This window comes from Oscillatoria nigro-viridis PCC 7112, assembly GCF_000317475.1.
GTDB lineage: Bacteria > Cyanobacteriota > Cyanobacteriia > Cyanobacteriales > Microcoleaceae > Microcoleus > Microcoleus nigroviridis.
Window position 1 is genome coordinate 354,774 of sequence record NC_019729.1, and the last position, 19,046, is coordinate 373,819.

Annotated in this window: 7 protein-coding genes; 5 read left to right on the forward strand and 2 right to left on the reverse strand. The window is 46.3% G+C overall.

Features of this window, described 5'->3' with window-relative positions; genetic code table 11:
* Positions 1-29 precede the first annotated feature (29 nt).
* Positions 30-653, forward strand: coding sequence for a Uma2 family endonuclease (locus OSC7112_RS01590; RefSeq protein ID WP_015174272.1), 624 nt, complete (start codon positions 30-32; stop codon positions 651-653).
* Positions 654-906: 253 nt separating this feature from the next.
* Here the strand turns inward: OSC7112_RS01590 and OSC7112_RS01600 are convergent, their stop codons facing one another.
* Positions 907-3,777 carry a zinc-dependent metalloprotease gene (locus OSC7112_RS01600; protein ID WP_015174273.1) on the reverse strand — a complete coding sequence of 957 codons (2,871 nt, stop codon included), beginning with the start codon at positions 3,775-3,777 and terminating at the stop codon, positions 907-909.
* A gap of 106 nt (positions 3,778-3,883) precedes the next feature.
* On the reverse strand, positions 3,884-7,405 hold the full coding sequence (locus OSC7112_RS01605) for a hypothetical protein (RefSeq protein WP_015174274.1): 3,522 nt from the start codon (positions 7,403-7,405) through the stop codon (positions 3,884-3,886).
* Positions 7,406-8,043: 638 nt separating this feature from the next.
* Here OSC7112_RS01605 and OSC7112_RS01610 point away from each other — a divergent pair.
* The 4 genes from OSC7112_RS01610 to OSC7112_RS01625 all read left to right on the forward strand — a co-directional run bounded on the left by OSC7112_RS01610 (position 8,044) and on the right by OSC7112_RS01625 (position 18,620).
* Positions 8,044-13,893, forward strand: a complete 5,850-nt coding sequence (locus tag OSC7112_RS01610) for a S8 family serine peptidase (protein ID WP_015174276.1) — start codon at positions 8,044-8,046, stop codon at positions 13,891-13,893.
* A gap of 20 nt (positions 13,894-13,913) precedes the next feature.
* Positions 13,914-15,278 (forward strand): WG repeat-containing protein, encoded by a 1,365-nt coding sequence (locus OSC7112_RS01615; RefSeq protein ID WP_015174277.1) that lies wholly within the window; start codon positions 13,914-13,916, stop codon positions 15,276-15,278.
* 794 nt (positions 15,279-16,072) lie between these two features.
* Positions 16,073-17,230: a hypothetical protein gene (locus OSC7112_RS01620; protein WP_015174278.1), complete on the forward strand. Its 1,158-nt coding sequence runs from the start codon at positions 16,073-16,075 to the stop codon at positions 17,228-17,230.
* A 253-nt stretch (positions 17,231-17,483) separates the two neighbouring features.
* A complete protein-coding gene (locus OSC7112_RS01625; RefSeq protein ID WP_150111468.1) occupies positions 17,484-18,620 on the forward strand; it encodes a hypothetical protein in 1,137 nt (378 codons plus the stop codon).
* Positions 18,621-19,046: the final 426 nt, after the last annotated feature.

The following is a 19,046-nucleotide window of genomic DNA, read 5'->3' on the forward strand; positions in this document are numbered from 1 at the left end:
GAGCCAACCTACGCAAAAGGTTAATATCAATGGTTGCGATCGCCCAAAAAACCCTTTCCTTCGAGGAATTTCTCAACTGGGATGACGACTCCGGCAGGTCATTTGAGCTACTCAATGGAGTTGCCATGCCCCTGAGTGAACCCACAGCCAAACATGAGGATGTCGTCGATGGTTTATGTCGTCTCTTGGTAGATCATTGCCAATCCTTGAACCTTCCCTACGTTCCCCGACAAAGTAAACAAGTCAGATTGAACGCTGCCCCGGGTGAAAGTGAATCGAGTCGTAAAGCCGACATTGTGGTGTTTGCCAAGGAAGAATGGGTCAGAATGCGTCAAAGTTCTGCCTCTGCTGCTGCCTATATTCCACCTCCCTTGGCGATCGAAGTTGTCAGTACGAATTGGCGGGATGATTACCGCATCAAATTGAATGAGTATGAAACTTTAGGAATCCTGGAGTATTGGATCGTTGATTGTGCAGGGTTGGGAGGCGTTCAGTATATCGGTTCTCCAAAACAGTCTACGGTGACTATCAACCGCTTAATCGATGGTGAATATCAGGCACAGCGATATCAAAGAGAAGTCATTATTGTTTCTCCAACGTTTCCTCAGTTGGTATTAACCATCGCTCAAATCGTTGCGATGACAGAAGTTTAGTCTTTGCAAATTATTAGACTTGCAATCGTTAGTTGACGAACTGTACGAGCAATTGGGATACAATTATTTGATCGATTGCGATAGCAATCCACCATCCCCTTGGTTAAAGTCAGAGATAACGGAGGTTTTGTCAATTGATCGGCGATCGCTATTATTTTAACTTGACTGAGATTCTCAGAAACCGGGTTTTTGACCAAATCTGCGGGCGGCAACGAAATATCTTCCTCAAAAACCCGGTTTCTGAACCCCCAAATTAATTCGACTGAATTTGCGAATTCAAAACTTTAGAAATCCGATCGCGCGTTTCCTCCAAATGAGCCCGCGTATAAGCATCAGCATTCCGATCCAAATTCCGAATACTCTTGCTCAAACCCTCCCGCAACTGCCGCAACTCGTACCAAGCCAAACTCCGCGCATCCTCTGGAACACTGGTTTTTCGCAGCACCATTCCGATCAAAATCGCCAAATGTTCCCGCTGCAAAGAACGCCGAAAAGTTGAAATTTGCATCTTCTTTTCGGGCTGCAAAACCTCTTGCCAGATATCCTTTTGCACAGTATCCAACACTTCCGGCAACCTCAAAGCAGTTTCCGGCGCTGATTTTAACTCGGCATCCCGCAGTCTCGCCAAGCGCACCGGAGATAGCAAAACCCGCAACACAAAGCGCTGCAAAAAAGTAATTCGATCGCCGATCGGGTAATCTAGAGGAAACACCAAAGCCGGACTTCCCCAGTGTTCCCAGCGCGAAGGCGCCAATTTATTGAGCAATTCCGGCGCAAAACTAAACGCATCCGGGGCAAAAACGTACTTCTCTAATGTTGCCAAAGCTTCTCGCTGCTGAGAAAGTTCGATCGGCACAAACGGCAATTTCCCCTTCGCATCTCCAGGGCGAATCCGGCTAAACGACTGTCCGCCCACATACAAAGTAGCATTCATCACCTGGTTGACATAATACCCGAACACCGAATCAAACATCACCCGCAGTTCGTTATAACCATCTCCCCCAACCGGAATTCGCTTTTCTAAACGCTTCCACATCGCCCTAGCATTATCCAATTGCCATTGCGAATACCTCAGCATATTGGCGCTGAGATCGAAGGTATTTGCAGCGGGATCGAGATCCACAGAATCCTCATCCGGCGCGTAAGCTAATTGCTGTTCCGCTGCGCGGCTGGCAATTTGTTGCAGCGCTGGTAAGTCGCTGTTGGGGTTTACGCCGCCAATCACCTTGTAACCGTACTCGATCGCCCAATCGTCGTAAGGCCCTACAATAGTTGGAAAATAGTCGCCCTGCACAGTTCCGGCAGGTGCCAAATTAATCGGCACATAATCCATCACCGACGCAATCATACCTTGGGTGCGAGTTACCTGAGTATTGTTCAAATCCTCCGGTTGCAGCATCGTACTACCGTGAAAATTGTGCCTCAAACCGAGAGTGTGACCGACTTCGTGGGCAGTCAAATATCGGATATATTCATTAACGTAATTGTCAATTGCCGGACTGCTAGGCGCTGCATTTTCCAACAGATCCATCGACATTGCCCCGATCGCGAATTGGCGGCTCGATTCCAACCCAAAACACATATCCGAACTCGACATCAACCGCGATAAACGCGAGCGCTTTTGCTCTTGGTATCTTTCTACCAAAGTCGGCAAATCATCAGCAATTCCACCTCGATCATTTTCCCCGCTGCTTTTTCCTAAATCCCCATTTTCTAGCACATTCAAATAGCGAGAATACATCCCAAACTGACAGGGATTGGTATTAGAACCGTTTCGCCCTTGAAAACTCTTAGATAGCGATCTATTTTGTTCGACCAAAGACCGATAACCCTGTTTGATTTCCCGGACAACATTAGCATCCAATAGAATGTCAGCATCCAAAATTTCCCCGGTCAGCGGGTTAGTGCGAGACGGCCCGACGCCGGCAAACTGAGGCTCAAAAGAACTCGACCAGCGGATAGTATTGTAGCGAACGTCAGCCGGGTCCCATTTAGCATTGTCCGGCATTTGTTTTACCTGAATTGCCTCAGTAAAACCTGCCTTTTCAAAAGCTTTGTTCCACTCCAAAACGCCCTCGCGAATTGCGTTTCGGTATTCCACAGGCACATTATTTTCAATCCAAAAGACGATCGGCACTAGCGGAGGCGACATCGGCGCCGTCGGGATTTGCTTTTGCAAATGCCAGCGATTGATATAGCGCACAAAAGGCTCCCGGCTGCTCTTGTCAGAAAAGTCCTTATATGCTGTAAGAAAATAGCCCACTCGCTCGTCCGCAAGTCTGGGCCGGTAGCCGTTATTTAGCGGGACTTCCGAGAAACTGTAGTGAATGCGGAGGTTAAAAGCCCGACTGTCAGGAATCGAAGCTAAATAGTTAACCGCACTGTCATTATCGCTAGAAAAACCGTAAATAGAAGCAATTTCTACATTCAGCGGAAACGCTTTAATATCTTTAAAATAAGACTTGTCTTCATCGATCGAGTAAGAAGCGCCCAAAAGCATCGGCAAAATCGCTTTTACCCCTGGTAAATCGCGTTTTTCGCTCATCAGCAAATCGCCTAAATCGATCAGCAGAGTTTGTCTTTGGGCCTGAATGCTTTTGAGCGGCAAAGAATAGAGAATCGACTCGCTAAATCCCCGTTCTACCGAACCTGCTTGCGGGTCGCCGGGACTTGTGCGAAAGTTGATATTTGGTATCACAAACTGCACATTATTTTGGACGCGCCGCAGTTGAAACAAGAAATCGCCGATCGGCATTCCGCTCAAAATGCCCGCTTCCCCCAAACCCGATGCCAATGTCACAAAGCACAGAAACTTTTTGTTGAGTTGTTCCGGTTTAATTTCCAGATATACTTTATCGGTTGCTTGATTGCGGTAAAGGGTAAATAATCCCTCTAACTTTTGCGCGTCTTGAACAACCTGTTCAAAGGGTGCCAGAGTGGGCTGTTCGCTAGTTTGTTCGTTGCTGGGCGGCCCAGATGATAAAGCTAAAGGTAAAAAGAAACCTTTATACAAACTGAAACAGAAAAATGCTAAAGATAATATAAAAAATATCAAAGGCAGATTTTTTATCGGAATTTTTATGCGTTGATTTTTGCTATTTTCAGGAAATATCAATCTTTTCATTTTCAGTATTTAGCCGCAGGAAAGAATTGTTTTGAAAGAGCCGCGCCCCACTCGCCACGCTGGGCTCCTTTCACTTCTAAAATAACTCAAAACTCAAAATTCAAAACTACTGTTTCGCCGGCCAGGGAATCATGGGATCTTGAGCCAACCGCTTAGAAACTGCAACAGCACCGTAACGGTTGAGGTGGCTGGGGTCGGAAAAAGATTCCCGCGCCTGGGGCCACAATAAACTCTTATCTAGGAAAATTAGTCCGCTTTGAGCTGCTAATTCTTGCATATATTGCCGGAATTCTTGTTCGTAACCTGTCCGCACCGGGTCTAAATAATCTTCAGTCAGAGGCATATTCACAAACACGAGATTGATGTTGCGAACCTTGGTAAATTCGATCAGATTTTTGAGTGCTAGAGCTTGTTCGCCTGCCAATTTAAAATTTTGATAATCGGAGTCGTAATAACCAGATACTTTCGGGTGGTTCTGAAAGTAAGTCTCGGGATTGAAGCGTATATCGATCGGCAAAAAGCCATTTGGTTGATACTCGCTGACGGGTTTACTCGCAGCAGTTGGCTGGGCATTTTCCGTTGTTTGTTGACCCTGGGCTGCGGTTTGGGGGCTGTCGGTTGCAGCAGGGGCTGAGGGATTAACGATCGATCGCAAAAACCCTTTGAGTCGATCGCGCTTTTTGTAAATTGCAGAACCCTCAACCAACTTTTGACTCACCAATTGCTGAACGTTAGCTTGAGTTTGTTCCAAATTGTTCACCAATTCAGTGGCAGTCGCCACCGGATTGTTGGCGCTTTCTTTCGATGTTTCGGATTCTAATTGATTGGTGCGGATCAGAAAACTACCCCGGCTCAATTGCCTGTAACCTTCCGAAGAAGCGATCGCACTAAAAGTCAAATCCGGCCGCCCGCTGTTGAGAGCTCTCGCCCCGTCAGCCAACACCAGCAATTTCGGCAGTTGTTGCGGCGGCAAAATCCGGCGGACGATCGAATCTACAACTTGGAGAGTAGCTCCATTAACCCCAAAATTGTAAGCCGTCAGCCCCGGGTAGCCCGAAGCTGCCAAAGCGGTTTCCAAAACCGCCGGGTCGATTCCCCGCAGCGCCCTCGAACTACCGACAATTAAAATATCCGGCGGTTTTTTGTGCAGGTGAATGTACTCTTGATAGCGCGCTATCTGATCGTCAAGCTGCTTGCTCCTCAAAGTGGGGAACACCGGAGGAGCAGAAACATCAGCTACAGGAACGCTAATATTTCCCGGTTTCGTAAACCCAGAGCCATTAAAAGCCTCTTCCCGGTTGGCTTCCGGCGACGGCTGCAACGGAGTTTGAGGCAAATTCACCTCCTCAGCAGGGGGAACGGGGTTCGGGGTTTCCTTCGGAAGTCGGGATGTAACGTCGTCCGCAGCCTTGGGAGATGAATTTTGACAATTTGGGCCGCTGCAAACTTCTGAGGTGCTAGGAGCTTGACTGACCGCCCCAGATTGCAGAAATCGACCTAGGAGCCAATCGGTATTGAAAGTCAGCAGACAGCCGGCGATCGCCCAAATCAAAGCCATGCCGGCGGCGCGATCGGCTCTCACGCCACCGGGCGCAGCAGCATTCGTTGACAAACCATCGTTGGGAACAAACAAACCCGAAGCGACAAGCGGTTGCACCGCAGCTTGAACTAACTGCTCGCCCAGATTGTATCCGGGGAGTCTGATTTTGAAGCGGGGCCGCCAGGAGTTGGGCATCGGAGCATCGAATACCAGATTGTCGCCCAAACCCGAAAAACTCCCATCCTCCACCGGCGCAAACTCCGGCACCGGTTCCTTTGCCAACACAGCCACTTGGGAGGGAGCCGGTGCGGGTGCCGTCGCTGATTCCTCGTCAACAGCCGTTCTGAGGTCGATTGCGTAGCGCCACAGGGGCAGTTTCTGGCCGGCGCGGCGTCCGTAGACTCGCACCCCTGCCACTCCCGGAATTTCTAAGTGCCGCAAAAATTTCGCCACCGGCGGGCCTACCTTCGACTGAGAAGGGCAAGTCAGAGCTTCAGTCATGACGTGCAGCACGTTGGCTTTTTGCAGCACGACAGCCCGAATCCCTCCTGTTTCCAGCTTGCGCCTGAGATTGGGGTTGAGCAACCTGTTCAATAAAAAAGTCAGAGCCAATTGGTCGCCCTCGATCGCCAGCGTTCTGGTGCTCGGAGCCAAGTCGGGATGGTGGGCGGCAGGCAAGTCCACCCAGTCTATCCACACGGGGGACTCCGGCGCCGCCTGAGAGTCCTTGGCTGGTTCTACGCCGTAGATAGTAGCTGCGCGGATGCCTTGGGGCGCAAAGGAGGCTAACAAAGGGGCGATCGCGTCGGTAGTTTGCTGCTTGTCGGGGTATTCTTGCCTTTTAGGCTTTTGTCCTTTTTTGGCAGTTTTGCTGCAAAACAGGTGGAGGGTTGCTTCTTTGAGGGTAGCCCGCACTTCGACTCTGGATGCAGCCAAGTGTTGATTTAGCAGTTTGGCGATCGACTGTACGTCTCCCCACCTGGCCCATTCCTTGAGAATTTTGTCCGGCGAAGTTAAATCCACCCGCAGCAGCCAGTCCGGCTTCGCTTCGCCGCTGACTTGGCTGGCGATTAATGCTTCCCGGAAATCCTCTAGTTGCAGTTTCCGCAGCCTGCCGGCGATGGGTTCGGCCAGCAATGAGGGGTCGGGGCTGTAAGCTGACTCGCACAGCACCAGCAGTCGGCGTTCTTTGGGCTTGATATTTTCCGGCGCATTCACCGGCAGGGTTTCTCGGCTGCTTTTGAGTTCTTTTTCGCGAATGCTTACTTTCACCGAAACTCCCATCGGCCCGAGGATTTCGCTGAGATAACTGGCGATCGCATCTGGATAGCCCCGGCGCGCCAACGTTTCCGGCGAAACCGTCAATGTTCCACCGCGATCGCCCTCGCCTGAGTCAGATTCGGGGGATTGAATCAAAGCCACCGCGCCGCGGTTCGCTTTCTGCTGCGGGGGAACGGTGGAACTAAAAGCTTCCCGCGTCGCAGCAGCCGAAGTGTCGATCGTCACGGGGGAAGTTTCAAAAGCTTCTGGGTATTGAATCCGGGAGGCGACGGGCAGACTTTCGGCGTCAAAATCCAGTTCTTCCCGTACTTGCGGCGGGGGGGCTGCTGTTTCTACGGGTTTTGGTGTCTGTTTGAGTTTCTGGTTGTTATTCTTAAATCTGCCGAAAAATCCGCCTCGTTTGGGGCTTGCTGGCGGTTCGTACGTCGGGGAACTCGCTGGCGGCGGAACTTCGGCAACTTTTGGTTCCGGTTGCTGTGGCTGTTGCTGTCGCTTGGGACTGCTGCAATCGAGTCTGACTGTCCAGTCATTTTGTCGGGAACCGAGTTTGCGGCCGCACAGAAACAACTGGTAAATTTTAGGTCGATCGGGCAGCAGTCGCGTTAAATCAGTTTGTTCGAGGGCGCTGGTAAATCTCGCCGTCACCAATTCTTGAGACGGACACTGCGCTGCTTCGCACAAAATGTGCAGGTGATTTCCCCGCAAACGCGCTTGTACTTGAACTTCGGGAAGCCCTAAAGCTTCCCCGGCCCACTGCGAGGCGGTCGATCGATTATCTGTCAAGATGCTCCCGTTCGCATTCAACATGGGACTTTAAATTTCGTCAAGGCTGCTTTCGTCTTCTACTGATAGCACATTTCGTCCGTATTTTGGCATATATTAGGCTTCACTTAGGCGAAGTCATCACTCATTGGTCGTTAGTAATTATTAGAAATAGCACCGCACTACATATAGTGTGTCTGCGTCCAAGACTGTACAACCTAGTTTCCAAAGCCTTTACTGTTGCGATCGGGTGTTGCGTAATCCCCTAAACTACGTTACTTTTTATACAGCATACAGTCAAGCTGTTGGGCGATCGCCAGTCCTAAATTCTCACTCATACCAAAATTCGTAGTCTGACACTTCAGTACACGGAAGTGGATTAAAGCTTCCATAAAGTTTACTTCCTGATAGCCAAAAGCACTTGCGCTCGATAAAAGTTACGGATATTCTCAAATCTATCTGTTAACAACAGCAATAAAAAAAACAACTTATTGCGATCGCATCAATTTTTTAGCCGCATCGGCAAGTTTTCACCTGTCGATATCGCAGCTTCCGTCCTCAATAAAAAAAACAAAATTCCAGCAGCGTCTGGACTCGCTTTGCTTGCAAAATTTTAAAAATCAACTCCTCAAATTAGGAATAATTTGAGCAATTTTCATCATCAAAAAACCAAACTTTAAATCATGTCACCAATCGAAGCATCTACCCCAAAACTAACTGCCAATATTTCCCTCATTCCCGACATTCCAGAAGAATTGCAACTAGCAAATTCTACCAATAATTACTATTCTCCCCCGAAAAATCTCCTAACAACTAACGAAACATCCTCCACAAACTCCAGCATCGAACTATTATCATCAAACAACCAAATCCTCGATAACAGCCCAGAAACACCTCCCCAACAAGCAGAGATAGACGCCTTCATCCTCAACAAAGATTCAACACCAACAACCAACAACATCCCCGAAAAACCGCAAACATCCACCACTCAAACCGACGCAATCACAGGCGATACAGCCAAACCAGCAACTCAAAATAACATTTCTTTCGACTCCGGCATTTTCCAAGCAGACGAAACAGGTAAAATTCTGTTCGATTACCTATCAGACGGAGGCCGGTATCAAGGAGAACTAGCAATTATCAGCCTGACAGGAATGCAGGAATTTGTTCCCGATTCCGAAGCATTTATCAGAGAAGCAGCCAGACGCGCTTTAAGCAACTCCTCCCTCGGTTACATCGCAATTTCCGACATTACAGAAGCCGCAAAATTCTCTAGCTTCGAGGGAGAAAACAACTTCAATATCGGAGAATACCGAGGAATTAAAACCTTCGCAATGACGCCGGGAGACGAACTTGGCATCATCGTAGTTCCCAACGGCACAATACAAGAAGCGTACAATAATCCAGCGATTGGCGGCGACAAAAAACCATTATTCTCAATGGCAACAGCTAATTCCAGCGATGCTTTTCAACGGGGACAAATTGCCGCTGTTGCGAATGGCGGCAGTATATTTGTCATGGAAGATATGGGGATAGGAGAAGGGAGCGAGGCTGATTACAATGATATCATCTTTTCCCTCAAAGGCGCAACCCCTAAAGTCATTTCAATGGATGATTTAATTGCCAAAAACTCCGATTGGCGTACATCAGAAAAAGGCAAAGAATTGATAGGTGACGCTGCGCCAAAAACAGAGACTAAATTAGAAGACAAAAAAGCAGATACTACTTCTGCAACAAATCCTGTTGAAACAAAACCAGAAAATTCTCCAGCGACAGAAACCAAAAACCCGACTGTTTCCGAAACTCCCAACTCCGAGACAAATCCTGTTGAAACAAAAACCGAAAATTCCCCTGTAATTGAAGACAAACAGCCGACTGTTTCGGAAATTTCGCATTCCGAGACAAATCCTGTTGAAACAAAAACCGAAAATTCCCCAGCGACAGAAACTCAAAACCCGACTGTTTCGGAAACTCCCAACTCCGAGACAAATCCTGTTGAGACAAAAACCGAAAATTCCCCTGTAATTGAAGACAAACAGCCGCCTGTTTCGGAAAATATCTATTTCCCAAAAAATCCTGTGGAGACAGAAATCGACTTCATCACAGGTGACACAATTGAAAAACCCGTCTTTATCCAACCAGAAAAACTAGAAATACCAGTAATACCCGCAGAATCCACAGACATTCTCACTGGGGAAATGGAAAATACCTCCCCAACTCCTATCGACAGCCTCGAAAATGCCGGCGAAACTGCTGACAATTTACCGCTAATTTCTCCCGATGAAATTTCCACGCTGTGGGAAAGCCTCAACAGCATATTAGCCCAACAATTTCCTAACATTCCCGAAACAGAATCCAGTCAAAATCATCAACCATCCGCATCAGAATATTCAGAATATATAGTTACCGACAGCCAAACTATTATTCCCGAAATCGCTGTCACCGAAAACTATGACTCGCAACCATCGGAAAACATTACCGCCGACAGCGAAAATCAGCCGCCAACAACCATCGGCGAATTTGTAAACCCCGATTTCGAGTGGGAAAACATCGCCATTACTCCCGAAATATTATCCGACGCAAACAATCAGCCAGACAATTCACTTCATATCATTCCCGACTCCGAAATCGCAACTACAACTGACAGCAACTCCGAACCAACCATCAGCGAATACACAATCACCGACACCGAAACCCAACCAGAAATAACCCCCAACCTCCCCCAACAAAACCAACCATTAATCGGCATAATCGACACCGGCTTTGTCGCCAACAATCCCAACATCGACTACAGCCAAATCATCCTCGGTAAAGACTTAATAGATGGCGACAATAATCCGTTACTCCAACCAAATGAAGGAAACCAACATGGAAACACGATTTTAGATATTATTAACGACTCCAGCAATCAAAGCGACACCAAAAAATCGACTCCGATTTGGTTGGGACGAGCAACTGGTAGCGGGAACTGGTATCAATCCCTGATTGAATTTGTAGACGCAGCCAAAGCTGCCAAACAACCCAATGCCGTTGTCAACCTCAGCTTCGACTTAACTCAAATTAACCCCGACGGCACGCAAACCACACGGCACAAATTGACAGCAGAAGAAACCGCAGCATTGAAATATGCAAAAGACAATAACATCCTGATTGTAGCAGCCGCTGGAAATGAAGGGAATCTCGTTTCTGCCCTCGGACAAGCCTCCACAGAATTTGACAACATCATCACCGTCGGCGCATCTGAAAATAACTATCGCGCCGGATATTCCAGCTATGGAGAAGGCTTGGATATCTTAGCACCATGTGACATTCCGCAAACAGCAGAAGCTGCAACAACCGAAACAAAACAAGGCACATCGATCGCAGCCGCAAAAGTCACAAATACCCTTTCTCAAATGTGGGCTGCTAACCCATCCTTGGACTACCTACAAATCAAAAACATCCTCCTCAACACAGCCAAAGACATCGACGTACCCGACTGGGATGAAAGGACGGGATACGGCATTTTAAATTCCGAATCAGCAATTGCCACCTCTGCTGAAACCATCCCTACAATTCCAGTATTGGCAGCAGCAAAACTATTGACAAAACCCTTAATTGATGTTGGTGCAAATACGAGCAACTCTCCCAATTCTACCGAAGCCAAACCGTCAGAAAGAGCAACTGCAACCACCGCGCCAGGCACGCCAAAGACTACAAGTCGATCGACCGGAGACTACAACGTTGGCACCAGTTCTTATACCACAGACTTAGCGCCATACAAAACCACCTCTACCAGTAGTTCCAACGGCACAACTACCACCAACTCTCGAATCCTTAGCAGCCTGTCAAACACTGAGTCAAGTTGGGATAAAAGCACTACCAAAACCAACCACAAGGGCGAGTCTTTTGATGAATCCACCAGCGATTCAACTACCAATGCTGTTACCTACACCAGCAAAAGCTTTTCTCAAAACTCAACAGAAAACAAAAATCAATGGCAGGAAAACCGCAGCCGAGTTAAATACGAAGGAACTCGCAGCGACAGTAGCGAATCGGCTCAGAAATCCCGCAGTTCTTACGACTATACCACTCCCACGTACACCAGATATGATGCCTCAGAAAGTTACCGCAACAGCAAGTCGCAATCTAACAGCCGATACGGTACGAACCTCAGCATATATAACGGCAACCGTCAAGATGATTGGGGTTCAAAATCTACTACCAACACTCGCACTACCAACGGCAACAACATATCAACCAGCAAGAGTGCAACTCAAACCGCAGGCAATGCCAAGTGGACGAATGGCAGTAACGGTAGCAGTTCCAACAATACCCACAGCGGTGAAGAAACCACAGTCAGCACATCTAATTCTACTAACAGCAACAGCAGCGGTTTCTCGAAAAGTAGCAACAGCAACGATGGCTATTCTGTCACCAACTCAACTTGGGATAACAATACAATTAACGGTGTAGCTATCAACAGCAATACCCGTGACGTTTATTCAGAAAGCAGTACCAACAATCAAAGCAGTTACGATGACGGCAGGTCAAAAAATCACAGTTATCAAGACACTTATACTGTCAATCAATCCGAGCAAACCAACAGCAGTCAGGGTTCCTCATATCGGCAAAACAACCGCAACAATAATTACTCTGTCAGGCAAGGTAATGATACGCAAACCTACAAACACGGGCCGCAAACCAGCAGCAGGATTACGGATAGCTATTCGGTCACAAAATCCGATGGTTATAGTGCCAATAGTTCGGGGAAAGTCACTTCTAAAAACAATCAGGAAAGTTATTCCGAGAACTTTGTTCAACACGATAGCGAGTATAAGATAGATGCTTATACCACAACTACTACCGGGGATGAACAGACAATAACATCAACTCGATCCAACAGCAGCAATGACGGGACTAACAACGCTTCATCCAGTAGCAGCGATACTGTTCGTACCCGCAACGGACAAACAGTTACAGTTTATAAAGATGGGCGCAAAGATGAAACACAAACGAGCAGTTACGAGAGATGGTGGAGCGACAACTCTACGGATAAGGGAGTAACTACTTATACTTCGGGGAGTTCAACTTGGAGTTCGACTTACAGGAGGACGGAGTTTAAAGGCGGTTACAGTTGGAGTGAAACCATCAGCGGTACTGATACCGAATCAGTAACGAAAGGAGGTGTTACTACTAGCAAGCAAACCAATTGGAGTTGGACCAGAAGCGGGACTGTGTGGGATGACGGGCGCAATAATTGGAGTGAGAGTTGGTCGAAGTCTAATTGGGAAAATGGGAAGTCGATACCCGGTGAATCCGAGACGGCGAGGGGGTCTTACGATCCGAAGGGGACGGGGACGCAGACTGATAATTTGCCCAAAGCTGGGGAAGCGCCGCGGTTGAATAAGCCGCCGAAGAATGTTGTGGATTTGAATAAGCAGCCGAAGTACAAGCCACAGCCGAGTCAAGAGTTTTATGAGCAGCCGGCTTCATACGACAAAAAGTTTGCGGACAATTTTCCTACAGAAGATCCGTATGCTGCTGTTCCTCCACCTGCAAGCTGGCCTCCTAAAGATATAGGCTCCTATTGGCTGTCTTATACGGGAACATTGAAATCATCAGCCGAAAGACGCAAAATCTTTCAAGATATCATCAAAAATCGATCGATCCAAAAAGTCTACATGAATGCGCTGTCTGTAGGGGGAACTACTTTTAGTTACGGGGGTGGAATGCCGATTACAGGTGGAGATATATTTGCCGAATTTAAAGAAGAACTCGATCGATACAACCTAGCACATCCCAATAATCGGAGAACGATTGATGTAATTGGTTGGTTTGAGGGAACTGGGCTAGCAGCATCAACGAGCCCAATGTATAAAGCTGCACAGAGAGCGAACGCTGTGCTGGGTCTTAAAGGTGATGGCGGTGCTTCCTATGTTGACCTCGTGCATCCTACTGTTTGGGGTGAACTACAAAATATAGCGAAGGACTTCATTAGCAAACATGGTGGTTTGGTAAAGGAAATTATTTTCGACGATCGCCTGGGAATTCCCAAGGCAGCAGAAGCAGATGTTATTAATTTGCATCGAGCAACAATCGCGACTGACGGAGGTCCCGGCGGTAAAAGCTGGATTCAAAGGGCATTAACCAAGAATCTGACCAATCTCAAGAATGCACTTCCCAGTACCACATTTAGTTTTTCAGGAAATCTACCAGCAGTGGCGTTTGAGCATCAAAATCAAGAGCTTGCAAAGTGGCTTGCAGATGGGATAATTAATGGGGGATACAACTTACAGTTTTATAAAAATGGCAGTAATTACCCAGTGTTTGTTAATGACTACAACACATATGTTCCTCAAATGTTGAGGTTACTAAATCAAAACAAAAATCGTTTTTCTGTAAGTATAGGCTACTATGCTCAGAAAGAATATCTCAAGCGCCAAGAACTCATTCAACAAATTAGTTTCCTGAGAAACAACAAGGTGGCATCCCTTCTTCCCTCACAGATAATAGGCTTTGACTATCGGACAATTAGAGACATCCAGCAGTAAAAATCAGAAGGAAAAATTCCATGTCACTCGTGAAAAGATTGCGCGTTTTATTTTATTTGGCTTTAGTTGCTGTGTTTTTAATTATGACTCAACTTGCTAGCTCTGAAACGAGTAAATCGGACAATGAAAAGTATGGTTTGATTGACAAAAATGGCAAGTATGTGGTTGAACCCCAATTTGATGGTATTGATAATTTTCAAGAAGGGTTAGCCGAAGTAATGGTCGATGGAAAAATCGGCTATATCGATCGAACAGGTCAAGTAGTAATCCCCTTTCAATTTGAATGGTCTACTGAAAGTTTTTCAGAAGGATTAGCTGTGGCAAAACTCAAGGGTAGCGAAAAAGTAGGTTACATTGACAAAACAGGTAAGTATGTCATACCACCTAAATTCGATCGAGCTGACAGTTTCCACGAAGGACTTGCAGTAGTTGTAGTCAACTACAAATACGGCTACATTAACAAGCAGGGCAGTTATGTAATCCCACCAAAATTTGATTATGCTACTGAATTTAGGGAAGGTATAGCAGTAGTGCAGAGCGCACAAAAATATGGCTTAATCGATCGAACAGGTAAGTATATCGCGCCACCGAGTTTCGACCACATCCATAATAGCGACGCTCGCGAAGGATTCAGCACTGCTGCTGAATTTAAAGACGGACTGATGCGAGTAGCTGTAGGAGGTAAGCTTTGCTATAGGGGAGGTGTTGCTGGTGGCAAGTGGGGGTATATCGATCGAATGGGAAAGTTGGTTATTCCTTTGAAATTTGCCACAGTAGGGGAATTTTACAACGGACGAGCAAAGGTGTCTATGTCTGCTCTTGATTGTGAGGCTGGTAGCCCTATTAAATGGGATTATATCAACCAGTCAGGAGAGTATATCACTCGGCTCCTATTCGATGATGCTTATAATTTTTCAGAAGGAATGGCGGCGGTAGAAATCGGTGGTAAATCGGGTTATATTGACTTGTCGGGAAAATTGGTCATCCCCCCTCAATTTATATCGACCAGGGAATTTTCTGAAGGGCTAGCAGCTATCAACAGTAGTGAAAATGGACTATACGGTTATATTGACAAAACAGGGAAGTTGCTAATTGCCCCTCAATTTAACTGGGCCGAAAATTTTTTGAATGGGTCGGCAATGGTGCAAGTGAATGACAAGCAAGGTATAATTGACAAGACAGGAAAATATTTAATTGAACCAAAATTCGATCTAGTTAGTGAATTTTATGAAGGACTGGCACGGGTAAATTTAAATGAAAAATGGGGATACATCGCTCGCACGGGAAAACTAGTAATCGATGTGAAATTTGATAGTGCGAGAGATTTCGATCGAGGAATTGCGATCGTAGGTGTGAAACAAAAGACTGCGAACAAGAATAGCTAAGGAAAAAGAGGGCTTGAGTCGATCGCACTTTGATATTACGGGCGATCAAACTTTCTTAAATTACGGGCGCTCGAACTTTCTTAAGTTACGGTCGATCGTACTTTCTTAAATTACGGGCGCTCGCACTTTCTTAAATTAGGGGGAATCGAACTTGTATCTTACGGGCGCTCGTACTTTCTTAAACTACGGGCGAGCACACTTTCTTAAATTAAAGTCGATCGTACTTTTTAAATTAGGGGCGCTCGAACTTTCTTAAGTTACGGTCGATCGTACTTTCTTAAATTACGGGCAATCGCACTTTCTTAAATTAGGATCGCTCAAACTTTTATCTTGCGGGCGATCGTACTTTTTGGATTAGGGGCGAGCCAGTATTCTTGAGGGGATCTCGGGCGAGCTATTCTACGGGCGATCGGATTAATGGGCGATCGAATTAGCGGGAGATCGGATTAACGGGCGATCGAACATTATATCGGCAGAACAATCGGCACAATAATTACTCTGTCAGGCAAGGCAATGACACGCAAACCTACAAACACGGGCCGCAAACCAGCAGCAGGATTACGGATAGCTATTCGGTAACTAAGTCCGATGGTTATAGTGCCAATAGTTCCGGTAAAATCACTTCTAAAAACAATAGTGAAACTTATTCGGAGAACTTCGTCCAAAGCGATAGCGAGTATAAGATAGATGCTTATACCACAACTACTACCGGGGATGAACAGACAATAACATCAACTCGATCCAACAGCAGCAATGACGGGACTAACAACGCTTCATCCAGTAGCAGCGATACTGTGCGCACCCGCAACGGGCAAACAGTTACAGTTTATAAAGATGGGCGCAAAGATGAAACACAAACGAGCAGTTACGAGAGGTGGTGGAGCGACAGCAATACGGATAAGGGTGTAACTACTTATACTTCGGGGAGTTCAACTTGGAGTTCGACTTACAGGAGGACGGAGTTTAAAGGCGGTTACAGTTGGAGTGAAACCATCAGCGGTACTAATACCGAATCGGTAACGAAAGGAGGTGTTACTACGAGCAAACAAACCAATTGGAGTTGGACCAGAAGCGGGACTGTGTGGGATGATGGTCGGAATAATTGGAGTGAGAGTTGGTCGAAGTCTAATTGGGAGAATGGGAGGTCTGTGCCTGGTGAGTCCGAGACGGCGAGGGGGTCTTACGATCCTAAAGGTACGGGGACGCAGACGAATAATTTGCCTCAAGCTGGGGAAGCACCGCGGTTAACTAAGCCGCCGAAGGATATTTTGGAGTTGAATAAGCAGCCGAAGTACAAGCCGCAGCCGAGTCAAGAGTTTTATGAGTTGCCGATCGCCAATCCAGAGATTGAGAAAAAATTTCCAGGAGATTTTTTTGCTGGCAATCCAGCGCCACGCAAACCTACTTTCAAAGAACAAATAGAAAAATTGTTGAAGAGTGGGGCGATCGCTAACTATAACCAGATCGTTGGCTTAATTATCCAGAATAATAGCCTGGAAGATTTGAGGTCAGTAGTTGGCGACGTAGGTATGCGGACATTGATTGTAGATAAGTTTCGTCAAAAACCAGAGATGGCAACTGCGATTATGGCAGCTTTACTTAAAGGTATGCAACGGTGGCAGAATCCGGCACCTAATGATTTTGTTCTGCACTTTGATGTCGATAAAAGCAGCGATCCTATGTCTTATGATGCAAATATGAATTGCTGGGAAATGATTTTATATGCAGCATTTCTTTGCGGACAAATTACTACCAGTCAAATTCGTGAGTTTTTTAAAAGAGCTAAGTACGGGCCTGGGTTCTTTTCGGGTATGCCCATGATGGGTTATGATGAAAGTCTCCATTCTATGTCACTTTACCCAGCAGCAAACAACAGGCAACAATCAGGCCCTTACAACCAGGACAACTTCTTTTTTATAGAACTTCCGATAAAGGAAATCCAGATCATGTAGCTATTGCGCTTGGTGGCGGAAAAGCCGTTAGTTTATGGAATCAACCAAATAACAATAAGCGGATACAGATCATTGATGTTCTCGCATTAAATGGTAGCATCCAAGTCGGTCAACCAATTACAGATATAATAAAAGGAGAGAAATGGAAGTAATAGTAAGATATTGGCGCTCAATTTTGTCGGTTGGCTTGGCTTGTTGGCTCTGCTTAATTTTGAACGCAAAACACCAGACATATTGGCAACCAGAAAAACCAATGAAAGCTATTAACTGTCACAATTTTCAAATTTGGACTATTGCTTTTATTGAGTGGAATAATTCAATCAAGGAAGATATAGTAGAACTAAAGCCACTTAATGCAGCTCGAATTATATCTGGACCAGGCCCAAAATCTTTCCCAGCGAGACCTTATATAAAAACCTATGCCAGCCCCGGAGGATTGGCCAGCACTGTTTACAAAGGTGATGACGAGACAATGCCAATTGCCCTTTGGGTAGGAGATACTGCGAGACTGATATCCCTATCAGAGACACCACTCGATCTTAGCGCTCGAAGTGATGGTGGAGTGTGGATTAGCACCCACCAAACGCTACTATTCCACTACGATCGCGCGGGAGCTTTGAAGCATAGAGTAAACCTTCCAGGGACAAACATTGTAGGTGTTGATGGAGATGCTGTTTGGGTAATGACTGATGAAAAAGCTTGGTTTGTGAATGTAAATGGTGATGTCCGCGGTTCGTATCCGTGGAAAGGATTTAACCGTTCAGCAGGCTCGAAACAAGCAATCTGTCAATTAGAAAGAGACAAAATACGTCGCATACAATGTCTGGAACCGGACGGAAGCAAGCATTTTGTTAATATTTCATTACCTAAAAGCCCCAGCGGAAAGCTTTTGTTTTTCTCAGACGATAAGCTCCTCACTGGCTCTATTGGTAGCGGTGATTTGGGTTACTACAGCACTGGAGGTATTGCTGCCGACCTAACTATAGAAAATGCGGGTATGACTGGATCAGGTGATGCCTTTATATCTATGCGTACTGATGATGATTTGGCTGAAGTGTGTTTAACTAAAGGTACGGGGCAACGATTTGCTTTGAAATACAAAATTCCATCTTTTCCTCTCCCAGTCATACTTAGTGTGCTTGCGGTTGAGGGCGATCGCACGCTGGTTTACGGTGCCGATCGCGCTGTCTGGTACAAGGGTTCTCAGATTGAAAAGAGTTTTACAGTGGACGATAATGTCTATCGCAAGGAGATATTTCCTCATCACTGGAGGACTGCTACCAATTTTGTAACTGCCAATAGCTCAGATGGAACCATAATTATTTCAACCAGTGGTCCAACTGGAATGGCATTGATTGGAATGCGTTGGCATCCTGAACCTCAACGATAATCAGCAGGCGCTCGCACTTTTTAAATTACGGTCGATCGCAATTTCTTAAATTACGAGCGCTCGCACTTTCTGAAATTAAAGTCGATCGCAATTTCTTAAATTACGGGCGCTAGAACTTTCTTAAATTACGGGCGCTCGAACTTTCTTAAATTACGGGCGCTCGAACTTTCTTAAATTACTGTCGCTCGGACTTTTATCTTACTGGCGATCGTACTTTTAAAATTAGGGGCGATCGTACTTTCTTAAATCAGGGGCGCTCGAACTTTCTTAAATTACGGTCGCTCGAACTTTTTAAATTACGGGGGCTCGCACTTTCTTAAATTACGGGCGATCGCACTTTTCTAAAGTAAGGGCGATCGTACTTTTAAAGATTACGGGCGATCGTACTTTTCTAGATTACTGGTGAGCGCACTTTTCTAGATTAGG

Coding starts and splice junctions, on each gene's coding strand:
- OSC7112_RS01590 (WP_015174272.1), top strand. CDS start 30: ATGGTTGCGATCGCCCAAAAAACCCTTTCCTTCGAGGAATTTCTCAAC.
- OSC7112_RS01600 (WP_015174273.1), bottom strand. CDS start 3,777: ATGAAAAGATTGATATTTCCTGAAAATAGCAAAAATCAACGCATAAAA.
- OSC7112_RS01605 (WP_015174274.1), bottom strand. CDS start 7,405: ATGTTGAATGCGAACGGGAGCATCTTGACAGATAATCGATCGACCGCC.
- OSC7112_RS01610 (WP_015174276.1), top strand. CDS start 8,044: ATGTCACCAATCGAAGCATCTACCCCAAAACTAACTGCCAATATTTCC.
- OSC7112_RS01615 (WP_015174277.1), top strand. CDS start 13,914: ATGTCACTCGTGAAAAGATTGCGCGTTTTATTTTATTTGGCTTTAGTT.
- OSC7112_RS01625 (WP_150111468.1), top strand. CDS start 17,484: ATGAAAGCTATTAACTGTCACAATTTTCAAATTTGGACTATTGCTTTT.